We start from the raw sequence: 17,411 nt of genomic DNA, 5'->3' as shown, positions 1-17,411 counted from the left end.
GTTCGATTGCCAGCGACCAAGGCCACCGTCAAGCGCGCCCCGAAGGCTCCGAGCAAGTTGGAAGAACGGTTTGCCCGCGACCTACGCGCGCTGAGGGTGCTGCCGCCGGAGCGGGAGTACCGCTTCGCGCCCCCGCGCATGTGGCGCATCGATTTTGCGTGGCCCGCCGAGAAAGTGGCGGTTGAGATTGAAGGCGGCGTATGGACGAACGGGCGTCACATCCGAGGATCCGGATTCGTCGCTGATTGCGAGAAGTACAACGCCGCCACCCTCGCGGGCTGGAAGGTGTTGCGCTTTACCGAGGGGGCCGTCCTGGACGGTTCCGCGGTTGAGCTTGTGGCGCGGCTGTTGCGCGTCCCTCCCTACAACCCTGGAATCGTTTGAAGGATAGATCATGCTCGATCAACAAGACCCCGGAACCTGGACCGAGATCCCGTATGTGGCCGACGCGCCGATGCGGGCGCCATCTATCACCGTCCACTTGAGCGAGACGAAGAGGGCCGGCTCGCTGTTCGGCAACTATTCGCCTTGCCGGTGCTGGCGGTGCCGCGGGGGCGTGGCGCTGGCTGACAGGCCGATCCTGGATCGCCTGCTGGCAAAACACCTGGTCGGCCTGCCGGCCGCCGCCGCGTCGGAGTTCCTGACCCAGTGGCGCCTCCACCCCCGGCATGATGCCGAGGCCCGCGGGCAGCTGGGCGCTTGGCTGCGGATCGCGCAGGGCAGCCGCGAACCGGAACCCACGTATCCGATCTACGCTTTGCCGGAGGCCGCATGACCGAGCGCACGACACCGTTTCCCCGGCTCGCTGTAGCGCTGGCGTATGCGTTCAGCGATGAGCGCAGCACGGCCAACAGGCCAGCGATGGCCCGAGCCGCAGATGATCGCCTCGGCGAGCCGGGACCGCTGTCAGGGATGGACGGCGCGGCCGAGACGGGCACCGCCCGAAAGTTCCTGGAACGCGGCCTTTCCCCGCTGCACTTCGCCGTGCTGTATGCCCGCTACGGGCAGCGGCAGACGCAATGCAAGTGCTGCGGTGGCGTCGGCGATCATTTGCAATGGTTGGCGTCGTTGCGCACGCTGGCCGATTCGCTGGCGGCATTTCTTGGGATGTCGAGCGTGAATGCCGAGATGCGGTTTAGCCTTGTGCGCCGCCACTTCGACGAGAACTGGGCGCCCACGCTGGACGACCTGGCGCGCCGGCATGAATGCAGCGAGAGAAGCGCAGACCGTGCCAACGTGAAGACCGCGGAGTGGATCCGAGGCACACGAAAGAAGCGTGCGGGCGAAGAGCCGGTTTACGGAATAGAGCAGGCCGCCCACGCCTCGGCCGAGCGGCTACTGCGTGACGGCGGCTTCATCCCGTAATTTTTTTGACAGTGGCGCTTTTGGTCGTCATAATCAGTGATAACGGATTTCCTCAGAAGTCCGTCCCAGGAAACCCGCCACGCGCACGCCGGCGGGTTTTTTGCATTCCGGAGACAAGCGGCTTCGTTGATTGTTGTAATCTCACGTTACAACAAACAGAAGGAGCACTTGAGAATGCCGGACATGACACTTACGTTCTTTGATTTGGAAGACTTTGGTTTTTACCGACATGGAACGCGGGCGCTGCTATTCGGCGACCTCCGGCCCGCGATGCGTGAGCTTCATGAGTGGTCTGCCGGCAAAGATGTCGGCATGACAGAACTGGCATCGCCGTCTCGCTTGTATCGAGGCGCTCTGCCGGTCTATGTGTTCGGCATGCAGCCAGTTGGTGATGACTGGCTATTAGCAACGTGGAATACTGTTCCTGCCGCAGACGGTAAAGTGGCCTCGTTGGCTCGGGACTCGCGCGTGGGACGGCCCCCCACGGTGCACGACAATCCCGTAGTGGAAGGGTCTATCCCCGGCTTTCCGACCTATTTTTGGTTTTTGCCACAGCACAATGCATTTGCGACGTTAAGGTTCGAGAATCCCATCACTGCGGCTAGGCCGATGCTGGGATACGTTAAGCAGTTCTTAAAAACGGAAAGTGGCTACGTCGTCAAAGATGAAGACGACAAAATTATCGGGTATCGAGATCTGAACGGTGAAGGTGATCACACGAAGGCGCACGTGAAAGTGACCGCGAATGTGCGATCTAAGCCTGGTGAGGTGGCGCGCCTGCGCCGGGAACGGGTGAACATTCGCACGGTAATCCGCGACAGCTATCTCATCCAGCGTGTGCGGCGCGATAGAAGTTGGTTCCAGATTCTTTCGCAGAGAGTGCGTGATAGCGAGCAGGCATCTGAGCTTACGCACGACACCAAGGTTCACATTGCGATCAACTACACGCCGACAGCGGAAGAGCTTGAGCAAATGATTCAGACTGAACTGAACACGGACCGAGAGACTGAGTACGACGATCTCGGCTTCAAGCTGGCAGGATCGAGCGAGACGATTTGGATCAATAGCGCCATGTCGAGGAACACCGTGAACGTAAATTTGCAGATTCCGGCAAACGGAGTTGTTCCCGTCCGTGATTTGGCTGAGGTCTTGGCTGCTCGGCGAAGGGAGTTCCTAAGGGGTATCTGATGGCTTGGTTTAGATTTCTATTCTTCACAACAGCTATAGCCGTCAGCACACTGCTGATCGTGGGAGCGTGCTGGGTCGGGTATCAAATCCCATTTGCGCAGCAATGGCCGTTGTATGAAGCATTGAGAAACACCGCTGCTATCATTTTTGCCGTCGTTGGGGCGTGGTTGGCCATTATCTATCCGGAGAGGTTGAAGCTATCCTTCGGGAAAAAGGCGGAGGACAAGTCTTCGTCTACAAACCTGCGCGTGTTGTTGGCGCCGGCGGTGCATTCGACGATTATTCTGGTAGCACTGCTGGCAGTAGGGGTCGCAGCACCGATCATCAAGAGGATTCCCTACGCAATCGCCCACGTTGAGGTCTTCCGCGGGATCTCGTTTGTTTTGCTCGCGTTACTCACGATTTGGCAAATAGCGATTGTCGTAATTGCGATAGTTCCAATCGAGCTTCTTCTCAACCAGGCAACCGACGACGACGCTAGGAAGAAGTTGGCTGACCATTACGGAAGTCGACACCAAAGGCTGTAGCTGCCGGGTCCGGTGTTACCCCAAGCCCCGACGATTCCTCAACCGTCGGGGCTTTTTCATTGGAGATCACTATGCTGCAAATGATGTGCGACCGCTGCCACGGCTACTTCCGCAACTTCACGTAGATCGTGCGCTAATGCGCTGACACCTACTGCGCGCAATACGACGCAGCAATTAAGCCTGGAGCGCCGATGCGGATGCACGCAGAAAAGCTGCCTATGCAATCCGTGTTTGAATGTTCTGAGGGCGCCGGGGTAGCTAATTCTTGTAGTACCTAACGTATCGGATCAAGCGTTCCACCCGGCCCATCGTGGCTGAGACGTTTCGCACGCGGAAACCCAGTCCGCAATCTCTTGGATCATTTCTTGAGCTCTCGCGTCGTCTATGTCGCGCGCGTCCAGTTGCCTCCAGACGAAGCTCAGAAAACCGCCGACACCGATCGGGTACCGGATGTAGTCCTGATTGAAGTTCCCAATCAAGTGGGGCGAGCCCTCCTGATCGCAGGGGCCACTGTGCGCCATGTGCTGAATATCCCAGCCAGTCGCCGTTTTGGTCAGTCGGTAGGTGTCGTTATGGCCCCAGCGGCGCGAAAAAACTGCGAAGGTAAATTCCATGCTTATCTCCGGAAAGTAGTCAGAAAACGATCGAAAGCGGCGTCGGCGGAGGAATCGCGAGTTTCCCAGTTGATAGCCGCAACACGGAATAGACCCGTGGTCTATGGGCATTCTGGCAGGCTAAGCAGATTGTTGGATGTGCTGCCATCTGCTTCAGTCTTCAGATACTTGTTTCCAGCGCGACTGGTTGCAACAACGACCCACACGCTTTTCCCTCCCACGTGAACGTAGAAGTTCCACTCTCCGCGCTCAATCTTCCCGATAGCGTCATCCAAGGTCAGTTTCCAAGCGGAGGTAACGAACCCTCCAACATGAGTGATCGATTCGTTCGGGTCGTTTCGTGGGACTTTGTTAATGCAAGTGATTTGTGCTGTCTTGGCCATAGCCGCTGTCTCCAAAAGCCGGGAAAAACAACTGACGGGGGTTACCTGCAACATCAGCCCTGACATTAGCAATTAATCCTTACGTCTATGTAAGGATCGCCAGTTTGCGTGAGATTAATCGATGCACTTATGGCGACCGGGATCATCGCGCCGGGCGGTGTGCAGTTGGTGGCACCCGGCGAAAATTCATGAGGTGAAGCATGGCAGGATTTCCCGAAAGTACGCCGCCAGCACCGCCGCCTATTGGTGCGCGGTCCAGCACGATCAGTGTCCGACATGATGGGCACCGCACGCTTGTCGAGGTTGGCGGCGTGCCGCTTTCCCATCTCACCAACGTGGATGTCTCGTTCGGCGGTTGGGGGAAATTGCCTGAAGTCCGCGTCAGCATGGCTCCATTGGAATGCGATATGCAGATCGAGGGCTGCGTGCTGGTGATTGATGGCGTGGAAATGCCCGATGCCGTGCTGCGCGCGCTGTATATCCATCTCCGGAACAAGTACAGCGTCAGCGAGCGGTGGCCGCCGCCTGCACCTGACAGCTTCACTGATGCGGCCCGCGCACGCTTCTACCAGGCCTCCCTGGCGGGCGCCAAGGACACGAAGTAGGAGAGTGTGCGATGTATGGCGCCAAGGGAACGATCAGGCAGCGCGGTGGTAGTGCCTTCGCGCACCTGTACGGCACGGCCAGGTGGCAGCGCACCCGCAAGGCCCAACTGGACCGCGAGCCGCTGTGCAAGTTCTGCGAGCGGCGCGGCCTGGTGGTACTGGCCACCGTCTGCAACCACGTGAATGGCCACCCGGCGGGCGAGACCGAACAGCAGTTCTGGGAAGGCCCGTTCAACAGCCTGTGCGCTGACTGCCACAACTCCGACCAGGCGCGGCTGGAGCGTGGGGGCAAGCAGATACGCGGCTGCGATGAGGATGGATGGCCGGTAGGGTAGGTTGCCCTGTCGTGCGATCCGAAATGCGTTTCTGCGGCGTGTAGCGCGGCCGCAGGGATATGCCTACCCCCCCGGGGGGGGGGGTGAAATTATGGGAATGGCCCTGGCTCTAGACCGACCGTTCCCAGAAACGCGCGCATCCACAATTCGCCGGACGACCCTGACCGTCTCGGTATTGATCACAAAAAGAGCAGAAAAATGGCCCGTCCCCGACTTCCTGTCGACAAGGCGGCGGCGTCCGGTGCCGCGGTGAAAAACCCTGGCCGCCACGCCGGCCGAACCAAACCGAAAAACACTCGACCGCTGGGTGTTCCGTACAAGCAGATGACCGTCACGCAGAAAAAGGCGTGGAAGGACTTCGCGGCGGAAATGCCCTGGCTGAACTCGTCGCACCGCGTGCTGTTGCGCCTGGCCTGCATCTGGGTGGCGCGCATGGACGATCCCGAAGCCGAATTCGGTGTGTCGGCCACGCAAGCGCTGAGTTCGATCCTTTCGAAGTTGGGGGCGACCCCGGTTGATGAATCCAAGGTAGCGCATGACCCAGGCGGAGACGAAGACCCGGACGAAGCGTTCTTCAAACGCAAGTGATCGGACCACAGCCTACGCCGAGGCGGTTGTCGCGGGCGACATAGTGGCCGGGCCGCATGTGCGCAATGCGTGCCGGCGCCATCTACTCGACCTGGAGACGGCACACGAACGCGGCCTGCGCTTCGACCTGGACGCAGCCCAGTACGCCTTCGATTTCTACGAGAACGTGTTGCGCCTGTCAGAGGGGCAGTTCGACGGGCAGAAGTTCCACCTGCAGCCGTCGCAGGCGTTCATCGTTGGGTCGATCTTCGGCTGGCTGCAAGAGGACGGGACCAGGCGCTTTCGCCGGGCATACATCGAGCAGGGCAAGGGCAACGGCAAGAGTCCTCTCGCTGGCGGCCTCGGGTTGCTGGGTATGACCGCAGATGGCGAGGCGGGCGCGCAGATCTATTCCGCCGCGGCGAAGAAGGACCAGGCCGGCATTCTGTTTGCCGACGCGGTGAAGATGGTCAAGCAGTCCCCGGCCCTGGCAAAGCGGGTTTCGTTCTCCGGGGGCGAGGGGCGCGAATTCAACATGGCGCACCACGCCAGCGGCAGCTTTTTCCGGCCTGTCTCGCGCGACACAAGCCGCACCGGGTCCGGGCCGCGCCCTTACTTCGTGCTGGTGGACGAGGTCCACGAACTGCCCGATCGAAAGATCATCGAAATGCTGGAGCGTGGCTTCAAGTTCCGGCGCGCGCCGCTGCTGTTCATGATCACGAACTCCGGCAGCGATCGAAACTCGGTTTGCTGGGAAGAGCACGAACACGCGGTCAAGGTCGCTGCGGGTCATACCGAGGCGGTCAATGACCCGACATTTGTGGGCGGCGTGATCGACGATCGCACATTCAGCTACGTGTGCGCGTTGGATGATGGTGACGAACCGCTCAAAGATCCGTCCTGCTGGATCAAGGCGAATCCGCTGCTGGGCGTCACCATCACCGAATCGTACCTGGCCGACCTGGTCGAGCAGGCCAAGCTGTTGCCGAGCGCGTTGAACGGCATCCTGCGCCTGCATTTCTGTGTCTGGACCGATGCTGAAACCGCGTGGATGACCCGCGAAATGCTGGAGCCGGCGCTCGATGACTTCGACCCGGCGGAGCACCATGGCGCCAAGGTCTACCTGGGGCTGGATCTGTCCCAGTCCCGAGATATCACCGCCATGGGGGCGGTGGTCAAAACCGGTACTGTGGACGTCTCAATCGAGGTCGACGGCGAGACGCGGATGGTTTCCAAGCCCACCTACGACGCGTGGGTCGAGGCGTGGACGCCGGGCGATACGGTTGCAGCGCGTGAGTTGCGCGACAAGCTGCCCTACAGCGTCTGGGTACGCCAGGGGCATCTGCACGCGCCGCAGGGGCAGACGATCAGCTACCGCCATGTGGCGCAGACGATAGCCGAGTACGACCGGGACTACAGCATTCAGCTGGTCGGCTATGACCGCTACGCCTTCAAGAAATTCGAAGAGGATGTGGCGGCGCTGGGCTTGACCATCACCTTTGCCGAGCATCCGCAGGGCGGTCTGAAAAAAGGCAAGCCGTTGGAGTCGGCCGTCAAGGCGGCCGAGCGTGACGGCGTGCCGCCGCCGGAAGGTATGTGGATGCCGGGGTCCGTTCGGATGCTGGAAGAGGCCCTGCTTGAAGGCCGCATCAGGCTGCGGCGAAGCCCCGTTCTGGTATCCGCAATCATGTCGGCCGTTGCGGAAGAGGACAAATGGGGCAATCACTGGTTATCCAAGGTGCGATCGGTCAACAAGATCGACGCCGCCGTCGCGCTTGCTATGGCGCTGGGGGCGGCAAACGCCGTGGTGGAAGAAAGCGCGGGCTTGGATGACTACCTTGAAAACGGATTTTTTGGGCTGATCGGCTAATGGCTAAAACGCGTTGGTACAACCCGCTCACCTGGCGCATGTTCGGCTACAACGACCCGAAGACGGGTGATTTCGTTGAAGTGGATATGTCAGTCGGCGGTAAGCAGACGCAATCCGGCGAGCGAATCACGCCCAAGAAGGCGGTTACGGTTCCCATCATCTGGACGTGCATCAAGATTCTCAGCGAGTCGGTGGGGGGGCTCCCCGCGCCTCTGTACGTCGAGCAGACGGGGCGGAAGGCCAAAGGGGACAGCGCGCTGGAGCGGCGCGTCTTGCGGCTGCTGCGCAAGCCCAATCCCTACATGACGCGGCTGACGTTCTTGAAAACGGCAGTCGTGAACATGGGGCTTGTCGGCAACTCCTACAACCTGATCGAACGCAATGCGCAGGGCGAGTGGATCGGGCTGACGCCTCTGCCCTGGGATGGGGTCGAGATCGACACCGAGACGGCCGACCTTCTGTATTGGGTCACGCTGAACGGCCAGAGATTCCCGGTATCCCCGGAGAACATGCTGCACTTCAAGCTGTTCAGCGCGGACGGCATCTGCGGCCTTTCACCCGTCGAGTTCCAGGCCGAGTCCATGGGCCTGGCGAAGGCGGGCCAGAACTGGTCGGCGCGCTTCATGCGCAAGGGTGGCTTCACCGGCGGATACGTCATCTACGAGCAGTTTCTGACCAAGGAACAGCAAGAGCAGGTGCTGGCGAAGTTCCCTGACGTGCGCCAGGGGGACGCCGCGGACATCGGCAAGATGGCCATCTTGCAGGGCAACCCGAAGATTGTGCCGGCGGGGCTCAGCCAGAAGGATTCGCAGTTCATCGAATCGCAGCAGTTCCAGGAAGAGGCGCTGGCGGGCATCTGGGGCGTGCCCTTGTGGCTGGCCAATCGCGCAAGCAAGACCTCGATCATGGGGTCGAACCTGGAGCAGCAGAAAAGCGGCTTCGTGACCTTTGGCCTGAAGCCGTACATCGACGCCATCGAAGACGAATTCAACGACAAGTTGCTTTCGAAACTCGGCCTGTTCGTCGAATTCGTGGTCGAGGGCCTGCTGCGCGCCGATAGTTCGGCGCGTGCGCAGTACTACCAGGCTGCCCTGGGCGGCTCCAATGGCTCGGGCTGGATGTCTGTCAACGAGGTCCGGCGCAAAGAGAACATGGAACCCCTCGTCGGCGAGGAATACGACCGGGTCACCCGGTGGGAGATGAGTACAAATGCTCAGCAAAGTTGAATGCCCGTTTGAAGTCAAGGCGGTGGATGACCAGGGCAATTTCGAGGGATACGCCTCCGTCTTTAACAACGTGGACCTGGGCGACGACATCATCCTCCCCGGGGCCTTCGTGAAAGTGAAGACCACCCGATCGGGCCAGCTGAAGCTGGCCCTTTTTCATGACCTGCGCAAGCTCGTCGGCACGGCGTCGTACACGCAGGATTCCCACGGCCTGCACCTGAAAGGCAAAGTGAATCTGAACGTCAGCTACGCCAAGGACGCCTACGAGCTGATGCGCGACGGCGGCCCGCTCGACTCCATGTCGATCGGGTTTAACACCATCACCGCCGCCTACGAAGAGCGCTCGGGCCGCACTGTCCGGGTGATCAAGGAAGCGGAGTTGTGGGAAGCCTCCCTCGTGCCCTTCGGCATGAATCCGGAGGCGCAGATCACCAGCGTTAAGTCGGATATCCGGCTGTTTGAATCCGCCCTGCGGGATCGCATGGGCCTTTCCCAAAAAGAGGCAGCTGCTGTTGCCTCCCTCGGCTTTCCCGCCATCCGCCGCGACGGCGCGATGGCGGACACGGCGATCGTGGACGAGCTGAAAAACCTCTCTCAATCCTTTCAAGACATATTTGGAGCGTCGAAATGACCGATGTGAAAGAACTGCGTGATTCGCTGGAAAAGCAGCTGAAGGACGGCTTTGCCGGCCTGCAGCAAAAGTACGACAAGGCTTCGGAAGCCATCCAGAAGGGCGAAACCGTCACGGCCGAAATGAAGGCGGCCATCGATAACCAGAAGGGCGAACTGCAAAAGCTCGTCGACAAGGTTCTCGAAATGGAAGAAAAGGGCGTGCAGCTGCGCGGCCGCCAGCCCGAGAAGAAGGGCTTCATCGACTTCGTGAAGGACCACGGCGAATACAAGGCGCTGCGCGAGAACGGCAGGGTGGCCGCTGAGATCGAAGTTTCCAAGGGCGATATGGCCGCCATGCAGGAAACCAAGGTCACCAGCGCCGGCCTGGTTGTGCCCCAGTTCGATCCCACCATCCAGGCCGGCCCGCGCCAGGAACTGCGCATCCGCGACCTGATCCCCTCGGTGCAGGTGACGGGCCAAAACTACACCTACTACAAGGAACTGCTGCACACCCGCGGTGCGGCGCCGGTGGCCGAAGGCGCAGCCAAGCCGCAGAGCAACGTCACCTTCGAAGCCAAGACCGACGTCATCAAGAAGCTGGCCGTGTGGATTCCGGTGTCCGACGAGGCCCTGGACGACGTGCCGCAGCTGTACGGCTACCTGCAACAGCTGCTGCGCTACGACCTGAAGCTGGAAGAGGAAGAGCAGATCCTCAAGGGCGACGGCACAAACAACAACCTGCCCGGCATCATGACCCAGGCCACCACGTTCACGCCCGCGCTGTCCAAGGCGGGCGACACGGCGATCGACACGGTGCGTCGGGCCATCTACCAGGTGCGCAAGCAAGCCAAGCTGGCGGCCGATGCCACGGTCATGACCGAGCAGGACTGGATGGACATTGAACTGCAGAAGGACTCGCAGAACCGCTACCTGTTCGCCAACCTGCAGGGCTTCGTTACCCCGATCCTGTGGGGGCGGCCGGTCGTCACGTCGGACAGCATGGACGAAGGCAACGGCACCGACACGGGCGGCGAGTTCCTGGTGGGCAACTTCCAACGCGGCGCCACCATCTACGACCGCATGTCGTTCCTGTTCAAGGTCGGCATGATCAATGACGACTTCATCAAGAACCAGCGCGCGCTGCTGGTCGAAGAACGTCTGGGCCTGGCGGTGCGCCGCAACTACGCCTTCGTCAAGGGCCGCTTCGCGGTCTAAGCGGTGTCACCCGGCGGGGTGCGAGGTTTGCACCCCGCTATACCTCTGGAGAAAACATGAAAATCAAAGCACTGTGGGGCTTCCGTGGCGATCCCGCGAAACTCGGCAAAGGCGATGGTCGCGTGCGCGCCGGCGATACCTTCGACGATGCCGACCCCGAGTATGGTCACGCGCTGGTGGGCAAAGGCCTGGTCGAAGCGCTGGACGATGCCAAGGCTTCGCCCCGGGCGTCTGACGGCATGTCGCCGGCGCAGCTGAAGAAGGCGCTGACCGAGAAGAACATCGCCATTCCCGAAGGCGCGACCAAAGAGCAACTGGCGGCGCTGCTGGACGGCGCGGGGGCGCAGTAATGGACATCGGCCGGGTGAAGGCCCATCTGCGCATCGACCCGGCCTTTGTCGCTGAAGACGCGCTGATCCAGGGCTACATCGACAGCGCCACGGCGCACGTCGAGCAGCATTGCGACCGGAAGATCGTATCGGGCGAACCGGCCGGGCCGGGAGAAATGGCGATGACCAAGGACGTGGAGCAGGCCATTCTGCTGCTGGTCGGTCACTGGTACAGCAACCGCGAAGGCGTCGTCGTCGGCGCGGTGTCCAATGCTGTGCAATTGGGCGTGGACCGCCTGCTTTGGTATCGAAAGCAATTTTGAAGGGGGCGCCATGCTGAGAGCAGGACGGCTCAACACGCAGGTATCCATCCGGCGCCAGGACAAGGTCCAGACGGGCGGCGGCCAGGTCGTGGGCCAATGGGTGGAGCATGCGAGGGTGTGGGCCAATGTGAAGTTCCCCAGTGGCATCGGGACGATCAAGGCCGGCACCGATGTCTCGTTGGTGCGCGCCAGCATACGCATCCGCTTCCGCGAGGATATCCGTTCCGACATGCGTCTTGTGGCTGGTGGCCTGGTGTTCGACGTCAAGGCCGTTCTGCCGGATCTGGTGAGCCGCGAGTATGTCGATCTGGTTTGCCAGTCTATACCCGGGGCGAAGCCGTGAAACTCACTTTTGAAATGGACGGCGACCCCGTGGAAGGGCTGACCCGATTCGTTGACGCGATCGAGCAGCGCGTGGTTCGGCCGGCGGCGCGTGCTGGTGCGTTGGTCTTCTACGATCGGGCGCGGGAACTGGCCCCGGAGTACAGAGGGCCATTGAAACCGGGCATCAAGCCTGGCCAGCTGCGGGCGGCGATCTACCACGTGTTTTCCGAAGACAAGTCGACGGATGACTACAAGATCTACCAGATCAGCTGGAACCACTCCAAGGCGCCCCACGGCCACTGGATGGAGTACGGCAACAGTCGGCACGGTCCGAAGTCGTTTATTCGCCCCGCGTTCGACTTCTACGAGAAGGCTATCGATGCGTCCCGGGACCGCTCCAGAGTCCTGATCGCGGAAATCGTTGTGGAGCTTTCGAATGGTTGAAGACGATATTTGCGCGGTCCTTGGCCCGCTGGTCGATGGCCGGGTGTATCCAGGCGTCGCGCCGGACGGCGCCGAAGAGCCGCGTATTACCTACCACTGGGTCGGGGGCAAGCCCCTCAACTTCCTGGAGGGCGTGCCCGACCTGCGCAACGGTCGCCTGCAGGTCGACGTATGGGCGCTGCTGGACCAGGACGCCGCCCGCATCATCCGCCAGGCCGAGGACGCATTGCGTCTTAGCCCGGTATTGCGCGCTGTCACCGAGGGCGGCGCGCTGTCGGATCACGAACCCGACACGAAGCTCTACGCGCGAAAACAGACTTTCTCGGTTTGGTTCAAGGATTAGCCCGCTTCGGGCAAAAACTCAGCCGCCTTCGGGCGGCTTTTTTTATGGAGGCCCGACATGGGCGTGAAACTTCCCAACGGCGCAATCTTCTCGGTTGCGAAGACCTATGCCGCGGCCGCTGTAGCGACGGCGGTGACCAATGCGACCCAGGCCGTGGTGACGGCGGCGGCCCATGGCGCAGCCGACGGCGACATCGTGGAAATGGTGTCGGGCTGGACCGCGCTGGATGGCCGTGTCGCTCGCGCGGACGCCGTCACCACCGACAGCCTGGCGCTGGAAGGCATCGATACGACGGACACCAAGCGCTATCCCGCCGGCACGGGCGGCGGCAGCGTGCGCCGCATCGAGGACTGGACGCAGATTTCGCAGGTCATGGAATCGGCCAGCCAGGGCGGCGAACAGCAGTTCTACAACTATTCCTTCCTGGAAGACACCGGCGACGAACGCCAGATCCCGACCACGCGCAGCGCGCGGTCGATCACCCTGACGATCGCCGACGACGACACCTTGCCGCACTACCCGGTGCTGAAGGCCGCGAACGACGACCGCCAGCCGCGGGCGATCCGCTTCCAGCTGCCCAACGGCTCGGTGATCTATTTCCGCGCCTACGTCTCTTTCAGCGAGATGCCCACCACCACCAAGAACGAAGCCATGACGCTGCAGGTCACCCTGTCGCTGACCGGCGCTCCGACCCGCTACGTCGCGTAAGGACCAACCATGCCGAGAAACAACGAAGACCAGCTGTTCTCCCTGACCCCGCCGGCGACCTTTGCCGCGACCGTCGATATCCCGCGTCCCGGCGCCGAGCCGGCCAAGCTGCGGCTGACCTTCCGTCACATGACCAAGGAAGAACTCAACGCGTGGCTGGCCAGCGGCACCGATGTGAAGTCGGACGCCGAGTGGCTCGGCGTCATCATCGCGGGCTGGGAAGGCGTGAACACGGCCTTCTCGCCCGAGGCGCTGGCGCTGCTGGTCAGCAACTACCACCAGCCGGCTGTCGAGGCCATCGTCGCTAAGTTCCTGTCGGAACTGACGGAGGTCCGCCGGGGAAACTGATCGCCGCGGCCCGGCGGCGTTACTGGCGGGCGCCGCCGGCGGACGAATACGAATGGATGGGCCTGACGTTGGCGGACATCGCGCCGCCCCTGGTGGCGCTGTTGCCCGAGAACCAGCTGCCGTTCAACGTCTTCTGCGCCATGGATACGCAATGGCGGGTCGGTGCCGGCGGCGCCACGGGGCTGGACTACGGAGCGCTGCCCTCCGTGATGCGCTTCATGGGCATCAAGCGGGGGCTGTGGCCTGAAATCTGGGATGCGGTGCGCGTGATGGAAAGCGCCGCCCTGGAAGAAATGCACAAGGATTGATATGACGGACGTTGTAGGCAAAGCCACACTGGAGTTCGGTGCCGACAACAGCGGCGTCAAATCGGCTGTGCAGGAGGTTGGCCGCGAGGTCAACAACATGGCCACGGTCGCCGCGGCTGCCGCCGTGAAGGCATCGGGGAGTCTCCAGGGTATCGGCACCACTGCCGAGGGGGCGGCGCAGAAGCTGACCGCCTCGCAGCAGCGCGCCCGGCAGTCGCTGGAGCGCCTGGCCAACACGTTGGGCCGGTCGCGGGCCGAGGTCGCGCAGTACAAGGCCGAGGCGGCCGGCCTGCCGCGGGACGTGTATGAACCGCTGGTGGCGAAGATCCGCGAAGCCGAGGCTGCAATGGGCGGGCTCAGCGCCGGCCAGCGCGCCGTGGCCGCTGCGGGTGCCCAGGCGGCGCAATCCGAAGGGCAGACCGCAGCGCGTTACCGCGATATCGGCCAGGCTGCGGTGGAACGTGCCGCGGCGTTGCAGCGCCAGGTCGAACAAGCCCGAGCCGCGGCCATCGCGGAGCGGGAACTGTCGGCCGCCTCGGGCGCAACGCGCGGTCAGGGTGCCGGCGTCATGGCGGGCCAGAATCGCGGCTTCCAGGAACTGACCCGGGATATCAACGAGGTCAACGCGGCCCTGGCGGCGATCGAGCGCGGGGCTGGCTCGCAGTCGGCGATCCAGGCCCAGACCGACAAGCTGGTTTCGCTGTGGAGCCAGGGCCGGATAACGGCCGAGCAGTACGGCGCCGCAGTGAAGCGCCTGGACGCCTCGGAAGCGGCGTTGGCGCGTTCCAGCGCGCAGGCGGCCGCCCAGGGTGACCGGTTCATCGCCGGCCTTCGTGAGCAGGCGGAAACCGCCGGCATGACGGCGCGGCAGATCCTGGAGTACCGGGCGGCCCAGCTGGGCGTGGGCGACCGTGCAGCGCCTCTGATCGCGCGGCTCGCCCAGGTCAACAAGAGCCTGGACGGCACGGGCATTTCTGCCCGGCAAACCGCCGCTGCCATGCGGATGGTGCCGGCGCAGATGACCGACATCGTGACGCAGTTGGCGGGCGGCCAGAATCCGTTCCTGATCCTGATCCAGCAGGGTGGCCAGCTGAAGGACAGCTTCGGCGGCATCGGGCCGATGTTCCGCGCGCTGGCGGGCATGATCACGCCGTTCGCGGTGACGGTCGGGGCGGCGGCAGCGGCCATTGGTGCAGTCGGGTATGCCGCGTACAAGGGCGCCAGCGAAACGCGCGATTTTGCGAATTCGCTCATTCTGACCGGTAACTATGCCGGCCAGACGGCGCAGCAGCTTTCCGACATGTCCCGGCGTGTGGGCGAAGCCCATAGCACCGTGGGCCGATCGGCCGACGTGCTGAACAAGCTGGTTGCTTCCGGCCGGGTGGCGGGTGGCTCGCTGGAGACGGTGGCCGGCGCCATCGTCAACATGAGCGAAACCGGCGCGCGGTCGGTCGATGACCTGGTGGCCGAGTTTGTCCGGCTGGGAGAAAGCCCCAGCCAGGCGGTCGCCAAGATCAACGAGTCCATGCACTTCCTGGACGCGGCCACCTATGACCGCATCCGGGCGCTGGAGCAGCAGGGGCAGAAGGAACAGGCGGTAGCGCTCGCCCAGGCGACCCTGGCGGACGCGACCAACCGCGCCGCCGACCGCGTGCGGGCCAGCGCCGGCACGCTGGAGCGAGGCTGGAACACCCTCGGCCTGGCGGCCCGTAAGGCCTGGGATGCAATGCTCAACATTGGCCGGCCTACGCCGATCGCGGAGCTTCGCAAGCAGGCCGAGGAACTGACGAAGACGGTCGAGAGCCTGGAAAACAACCAGGGATTCTCGACCAACGACGGAGGCGCCGCAATCGGTGGGGGCCGGAACCGTGCCCAGCAGGCGCTGAAACTCAAGCGACAGGAACTGTCTGCGATCACCGCAGAGATCCAGCGACAGGAGAAGGAGCAGGCAGACGCGAGGGCCGAGGGCCTGAAGGGGCAACTCACTCAGGACAGGATTGCCGCCGACACGCGTCTGGACGAACTCATCAAGGCTGGACGCACGCGGGCGCAAATTCGTCAAGACGAGTTGAAGCGCCTGGATGCTGAAGCGCAGAAGTACGGATGGGCGGCGGAAAAGGTCGAAGCAGCGCGGGCGGCCATCAACGAGAAGTACAAGGACCAAAAGGGGGCCTCGTACAAGGACGATGCGGCCACCCGGCGCCTGGCAGACCTGCGCCAGCAGGAAGCCTCCCTGGCCGCGCAGTTGGTGGGCGAACGCAAGCTGACGGACGCCGGCAAGGCCCGCGCCGAGTTCGAGCAGGAAATCGCCGACCTCAAGGACAAGAAGATCCTGACGGCGGATCAAAAGAGCTTGCTCGCCAACCAGGACGCGATCCGCGCCCAGTTGGTGAAGAACGAGGGTCTGGCCAAGGAACTGGCCGCCAAGCAGGCCATGCTCAAGATGGACGAGCGGGCGGCGCAGATCCAACAGGCGATCGCCTCGTCGGCCGAGTCGCGGCAGGAGCAGTACGACCGCCAGCTGGGCACCGCCGGCCTGGGCCAGGTTGCACGCCAGCGGGTGGAGGCCGAAAACTCGATCCGCCTGGAGTTCAAGCGCTACCAGGACCAACTTGCCAAGGCCACGCCCGAGGATCAGCTTGGCTCGGACCGGTTCCGGGAAGCGCAAGGCAAGATCCGCGATTCCCTGCAGGCGGCGCTGGCCGACCAGCAGGCCTACTACGACAAGGTCGACAAGCTCAACGCCGATTGGCGTAACGGGGCGCGTGAAGCGTTTTCCGACTACGCCGAGTCCGCCGGGAACGTTGCCCAGCTGTCGCAAGGCGTCTTCTCGGGCGCTTTCCGGGGCATGGAGGATGCGTTGACCCGGTTTGTGACCACGGGCAAGGCAAGCTTCAAAGACCTCGCCACGTCGATTCTGGCGGACCTGGCGCGTATCGCCGCCCGGCAGGCCATTGTCGGAGCCATCGGCAGCATTGTCGGCTCTCTGGCTGGCGGCATTACCGCCGGGGCCGGCGCCACGTCGGGCGGCACTATGACCGGCAACGTCGACGGCATGTCGGGCGCCTGGGGCGCGATTGGGCGCCGGGCTATCGGTGGTCCTGTCGCCGCGCGGCAGATGTACGAGGTCAACGAGCGCGGCATGCCGGAGTTGGCCCGTATCGGGGACAAGTCGTTCCTCCTGATGGGTTCCCAATCGGGGCACGTCAGCCCGATGGTGGCGCAGGGTGCGCCGGCGGCGGGAGGCGTGGGGGCGGCTCCGAACATCTCCATCCAGGTCAATGTCACGCAGGGAGGTGGCGAAGATCGTAAGGGGACAGGGCAAAGCGAGCTTGGCGATCGGCTGTCGGACAGCATCACGGCGGTAGTTCGTCGAGAAATCGACCGAGCCAACCGGCAAGGCGGTGCCAATTGGAACAAGAGGAATGGTCGGGTATGACGACAGAGACGTTTCGCTGGAAGCCCGTAGGGCAACCAGCCGGCACGGTCACCTTCCGGCGGCACGTCGCGCAGTTCGGCGACGGCTACCGGCAGGTGGTCGGCGACGGCATCAACCACAAGGTCCAGTCGTGGCCGGTGCAGTTCGCCGGCACGCGCGCGCAGATGCAGGAAATCGTCGACTTCCTGGATAGGCATGCCGGTATCCGCTCATTCCTGTGGACGCCGCCTTTGGGCGTTGAGGGCTACTACGAAGTTGCCGAGTACAGCCCCTCGCCCATGGGCGGGACCGCCTACACGGTTTCCGCGAAATTTCAACAGGTTTTCAGGCCGTAGACA

The 17,411-nt window shown here is 62.8% G+C and carries 24 protein-coding genes; 22 read left to right on the top strand and 2 right to left on the bottom strand.

Annotated elements, in window-relative coordinates; genetic code table 11:
* The first annotated feature begins 6 nt into the window (after nucleotides 1–6).
* The 5 genes from SB816_RS21570 to SB816_RS21550 all read left to right on the top strand — a co-directional run bounded on the left by SB816_RS21570 (nucleotide 7) and on the right by SB816_RS21550 (nucleotide 3,080).
* Nucleotides 7–384 (top strand): hypothetical protein, encoded by a 378-nt coding sequence (locus tag SB816_RS21570; protein ID WP_410547533.1) that lies wholly within the window; start codon nucleotides 7–9, stop codon nucleotides 382–384.
* A gap of 10 nt (nucleotides 385–394) precedes the next feature.
* Nucleotides 395–775 (top strand): hypothetical protein, encoded by a 381-nt coding sequence (locus tag SB816_RS21565; protein ID WP_410547532.1) that lies wholly within the window; start codon nucleotides 395–397, stop codon nucleotides 773–775.
* Entirely contained in the window at nucleotides 772–1,365 is a 594-nt protein-coding gene (locus SB816_RS21560; protein WP_410547531.1) for a hypothetical protein, read from the top strand. Before SB816_RS21565 ends, SB816_RS21560 begins: the two co-directional genes overlap by 4 nt.
* 174 nt (nucleotides 1,366–1,539) lie before the next feature.
* Nucleotides 1,540–2,553 (top strand): hypothetical protein, encoded by a 1,014-nt coding sequence (locus SB816_RS21555; RefSeq protein ID WP_410547530.1) that lies wholly within the window; start codon nucleotides 1,540–1,542, stop codon nucleotides 2,551–2,553.
* Nucleotides 2,553–3,080, top strand: coding sequence for a hypothetical protein (locus tag SB816_RS21550; protein ID WP_410547529.1), 528 nt, complete (start codon nucleotides 2,553–2,555; stop codon nucleotides 3,078–3,080). The genes SB816_RS21555 and SB816_RS21550 overlap by 1 nt, the downstream gene beginning before the upstream one ends.
* A 287-nt stretch (nucleotides 3,081–3,367) precedes the next feature.
* On the opposite strand, the gene SB816_RS21545 is transcribed toward SB816_RS21550, so the two are convergent.
* Both SB816_RS21545 and SB816_RS21540 read right to left on the bottom strand, forming a co-directional pair.
* Nucleotides 3,368–3,694, bottom strand: coding sequence for a hypothetical protein (locus tag SB816_RS21545; RefSeq protein WP_410547528.1), 327 nt, complete (start codon nucleotides 3,692–3,694; stop codon nucleotides 3,368–3,370).
* A 101-nt stretch (nucleotides 3,695–3,795) separates the two neighbouring features.
* Nucleotides 3,796–4,077: a DUF3892 domain-containing protein gene (locus SB816_RS21540; RefSeq protein WP_410547527.1), complete on the bottom strand. Its 282-nt coding sequence runs from the start codon at nucleotides 4,075–4,077 to the stop codon at nucleotides 3,796–3,798.
* 200 nt (nucleotides 4,078–4,277) lie between these two features.
* Here SB816_RS21540 and SB816_RS21535 point away from each other — a divergent pair, with 200 nt between their 5' ends.
* From SB816_RS21535 to SB816_RS21455, 17 genes are all read left to right on the top strand, one after another.
* On the top strand, nucleotides 4,278–4,682 hold the full coding sequence (locus SB816_RS21535) for a hypothetical protein (RefSeq protein WP_410547526.1): 405 nt from the start codon (nucleotides 4,278–4,280) through the stop codon (nucleotides 4,680–4,682).
* Between the two features lie 11 nt (nucleotides 4,683–4,693).
* Nucleotides 4,694–5,017 carry a hypothetical protein gene (locus SB816_RS21530; protein ID WP_410547525.1) on the top strand — a complete coding sequence of 108 codons (324 nt, stop codon included), beginning with the start codon at nucleotides 4,694–4,696 and terminating at the stop codon, nucleotides 5,015–5,017.
* A gap of 198 nt (nucleotides 5,018–5,215) precedes the next feature.
* Nucleotides 5,216–5,605 carry a hypothetical protein gene (locus SB816_RS21525; protein ID WP_006387885.1) on the top strand — a complete coding sequence of 130 codons (390 nt, stop codon included), beginning with the start codon at nucleotides 5,216–5,218 and terminating at the stop codon, nucleotides 5,603–5,605.
* Nucleotides 5,553–7,454: a terminase large subunit gene (locus SB816_RS21520; RefSeq protein ID WP_410547524.1), complete on the top strand. Its 1,902-nt coding sequence runs from the start codon at nucleotides 5,553–5,555 to the stop codon at nucleotides 7,452–7,454. Before SB816_RS21525 ends, SB816_RS21520 begins: the two co-directional genes overlap by 53 nt.
* Nucleotides 7,454–8,680, top strand: coding sequence for a phage portal protein (locus SB816_RS21515; protein WP_410547523.1), 1,227 nt, complete (start codon nucleotides 7,454–7,456; stop codon nucleotides 8,678–8,680). Before SB816_RS21520 ends, SB816_RS21515 begins: the two co-directional genes overlap by 1 nt.
* The gene (locus SB816_RS21510; protein WP_410547522.1) at nucleotides 8,664–9,311 is read left to right on the top strand and encodes an HK97 family phage prohead protease; all 648 of its coding nucleotides are present in this window, start codon (nucleotides 8,664–8,666) and stop codon (nucleotides 9,309–9,311) included. Before SB816_RS21515 ends, SB816_RS21510 begins: the two co-directional genes overlap by 17 nt.
* On the top strand, nucleotides 9,308–10,507 hold the full coding sequence (locus SB816_RS21505; protein ID WP_410547521.1) for a phage major capsid protein: 1,200 nt from the start codon (nucleotides 9,308–9,310) through the stop codon (nucleotides 10,505–10,507). The genes SB816_RS21510 and SB816_RS21505 overlap by 4 nt, the downstream gene beginning before the upstream one ends.
* 56 nt (nucleotides 10,508–10,563) lie before the next feature.
* Nucleotides 10,564–10,857, top strand: a complete 294-nt coding sequence (locus SB816_RS21500) for a hypothetical protein (RefSeq protein ID WP_410547520.1) — start codon at nucleotides 10,564–10,566, stop codon at nucleotides 10,855–10,857.
* The gene (locus SB816_RS21495; RefSeq protein WP_410547519.1) at nucleotides 10,857–11,159 is read left to right on the top strand and encodes a head-tail connector protein; all 303 of its coding nucleotides are present in this window, start codon (nucleotides 10,857–10,859) and stop codon (nucleotides 11,157–11,159) included. Before SB816_RS21500 ends, SB816_RS21495 begins: the two co-directional genes overlap by 1 nt.
* Before the next feature lie 10 nt (nucleotides 11,160–11,169).
* The gene (locus tag SB816_RS21490) at nucleotides 11,170–11,502 is read left to right on the top strand and encodes a phage head closure protein (protein WP_410547518.1); all 333 of its coding nucleotides are present in this window, start codon (nucleotides 11,170–11,172) and stop codon (nucleotides 11,500–11,502) included.
* Entirely contained in the window at nucleotides 11,499–11,927 is a 429-nt protein-coding gene (locus SB816_RS21485; RefSeq protein WP_410547517.1) for an HK97 gp10 family phage protein, read from the top strand. Before SB816_RS21490 ends, SB816_RS21485 begins: the two co-directional genes overlap by 4 nt.
* Complete coding sequence (locus SB816_RS21480) at nucleotides 11,920–12,270, top strand: DUF3168 domain-containing protein (RefSeq protein WP_410547516.1); 351 nt, start codon at nucleotides 11,920–11,922, stop codon at nucleotides 12,268–12,270. Before SB816_RS21485 ends, SB816_RS21480 begins: the two co-directional genes overlap by 8 nt.
* A gap of 57 nt (nucleotides 12,271–12,327) precedes the next feature.
* Nucleotides 12,328–12,978, top strand: coding sequence for a phage tail protein (locus SB816_RS21475; protein WP_410547515.1), 651 nt, complete (start codon nucleotides 12,328–12,330; stop codon nucleotides 12,976–12,978).
* 9 nt (nucleotides 12,979–12,987) lie between these two features.
* Nucleotides 12,988–13,326, top strand: coding sequence for a phage tail assembly chaperone (locus SB816_RS21470; RefSeq protein ID WP_410547514.1), 339 nt, complete (start codon nucleotides 12,988–12,990; stop codon nucleotides 13,324–13,326).
* A 56-nt stretch (nucleotides 13,327–13,382) separates the two neighbouring features.
* The gene (locus SB816_RS21465) at nucleotides 13,383–13,634 is read left to right on the top strand and encodes a DUF1799 domain-containing protein (RefSeq protein WP_410547513.1); all 252 of its coding nucleotides are present in this window, start codon (nucleotides 13,383–13,385) and stop codon (nucleotides 13,632–13,634) included.
* Nucleotide 13,635: 1 nt separating this feature from the next.
* On the top strand, nucleotides 13,636–17,073 hold the full coding sequence (locus tag SB816_RS21460; RefSeq protein WP_410547512.1) for a phage tail tape measure protein: 3,438 nt from the start codon (nucleotides 13,636–13,638) through the stop codon (nucleotides 17,071–17,073).
* Nucleotides 17,070–17,408, top strand: coding sequence for a phage tail protein (locus SB816_RS21455; RefSeq protein ID WP_410547511.1), 339 nt, complete (start codon nucleotides 17,070–17,072; stop codon nucleotides 17,406–17,408). Before SB816_RS21460 ends, SB816_RS21455 begins: the two co-directional genes overlap by 4 nt.
* Nucleotides 17,409–17,411 lie beyond the last annotated feature (3 nt).

This window comes from Achromobacter sp. SIMBA_011, assembly GCF_046535435.1.
GTDB classification, from domain to species: Bacteria; Pseudomonadota; Gammaproteobacteria; order Burkholderiales; family Burkholderiaceae_B; genus Achromobacter; species Achromobacter dolens.
The sequence above is the reverse complement of the archived record's forward strand: the minus strand, read 5'-3'. Positions and strand labels throughout refer to the sequence as shown.

What these genes read in the sequence shown, in the direction of transcription:
- SB816_RS21465 (WP_410547513.1), top strand. Translation starts at nt 13,383, where the DNA reads ATGGGCCTGACGTTGGCGGACATCGCGCCGCCCCTGGTGGCGCTGTTG.
- SB816_RS21475 (WP_410547515.1), top strand. Translation starts at nt 12,328, where the DNA reads ATGGGCGTGAAACTTCCCAACGGCGCAATCTTCTCGGTTGCGAAGACC.
- SB816_RS21460 (WP_410547512.1), top strand. Translation starts at nt 13,636, where the DNA reads ATGACGGACGTTGTAGGCAAAGCCACACTGGAGTTCGGTGCCGACAAC.
- SB816_RS21550 (WP_410547529.1), top strand. Translation starts at nt 2,553, where the DNA reads ATGGCTTGGTTTAGATTTCTATTCTTCACAACAGCTATAGCCGTCAGC.
- SB816_RS21455 (WP_410547511.1), top strand. Translation starts at nt 17,070, where the DNA reads ATGACGACAGAGACGTTTCGCTGGAAGCCCGTAGGGCAACCAGCCGGC.
- SB816_RS21520 (WP_410547524.1), top strand. Translation starts at nt 5,553, where the DNA reads ATGACCCAGGCGGAGACGAAGACCCGGACGAAGCGTTCTTCAAACGCA.
- SB816_RS21535 (WP_410547526.1), top strand. Translation starts at nt 4,278, where the DNA reads ATGGCAGGATTTCCCGAAAGTACGCCGCCAGCACCGCCGCCTATTGGT.
- SB816_RS21505 (WP_410547521.1), top strand. Translation starts at nt 9,308, where the DNA reads ATGACCGATGTGAAAGAACTGCGTGATTCGCTGGAAAAGCAGCTGAAG.
- SB816_RS21500 (WP_410547520.1), top strand. Translation starts at nt 10,564, where the DNA reads ATGAAAATCAAAGCACTGTGGGGCTTCCGTGGCGATCCCGCGAAACTC.
- SB816_RS21495 (WP_410547519.1), top strand. Translation starts at nt 10,857, where the DNA reads ATGGACATCGGCCGGGTGAAGGCCCATCTGCGCATCGACCCGGCCTTT.
- SB816_RS21525 (WP_006387885.1), top strand. Translation starts at nt 5,216, where the DNA reads ATGGCCCGTCCCCGACTTCCTGTCGACAAGGCGGCGGCGTCCGGTGCC.
- SB816_RS21540 (WP_410547527.1), bottom strand. Translation starts at nt 4,077, where the DNA reads ATGGCCAAGACAGCACAAATCACTTGCATTAACAAAGTCCCACGAAAC.
- SB816_RS21490 (WP_410547518.1), top strand. Translation starts at nt 11,170, where the DNA reads ATGCTGAGAGCAGGACGGCTCAACACGCAGGTATCCATCCGGCGCCAG.
- SB816_RS21560 (WP_410547531.1), top strand. Translation starts at nt 772, where the DNA reads ATGACCGAGCGCACGACACCGTTTCCCCGGCTCGCTGTAGCGCTGGCG.
- SB816_RS21510 (WP_410547522.1), top strand. Translation starts at nt 8,664, where the DNA reads ATGCTCAGCAAAGTTGAATGCCCGTTTGAAGTCAAGGCGGTGGATGAC.
- SB816_RS21545 (WP_410547528.1), bottom strand. Translation starts at nt 3,694, where the DNA reads ATGGAATTTACCTTCGCAGTTTTTTCGCGCCGCTGGGGCCATAACGAC.
- SB816_RS21530 (WP_410547525.1), top strand. Translation starts at nt 4,694, where the DNA reads ATGTATGGCGCCAAGGGAACGATCAGGCAGCGCGGTGGTAGTGCCTTC.
- SB816_RS21515 (WP_410547523.1), top strand. Translation starts at nt 7,454, where the DNA reads ATGGCTAAAACGCGTTGGTACAACCCGCTCACCTGGCGCATGTTCGGC.
- SB816_RS21565 (WP_410547532.1), top strand. Translation starts at nt 395, where the DNA reads ATGCTCGATCAACAAGACCCCGGAACCTGGACCGAGATCCCGTATGTG.
- SB816_RS21555 (WP_410547530.1), top strand. Translation starts at nt 1,540, where the DNA reads ATGCCGGACATGACACTTACGTTCTTTGATTTGGAAGACTTTGGTTTT.
- SB816_RS21480 (WP_410547516.1), top strand. Translation starts at nt 11,920, where the DNA reads ATGGTTGAAGACGATATTTGCGCGGTCCTTGGCCCGCTGGTCGATGGC.
- SB816_RS21470 (WP_410547514.1), top strand. Translation starts at nt 12,988, where the DNA reads ATGCCGAGAAACAACGAAGACCAGCTGTTCTCCCTGACCCCGCCGGCG.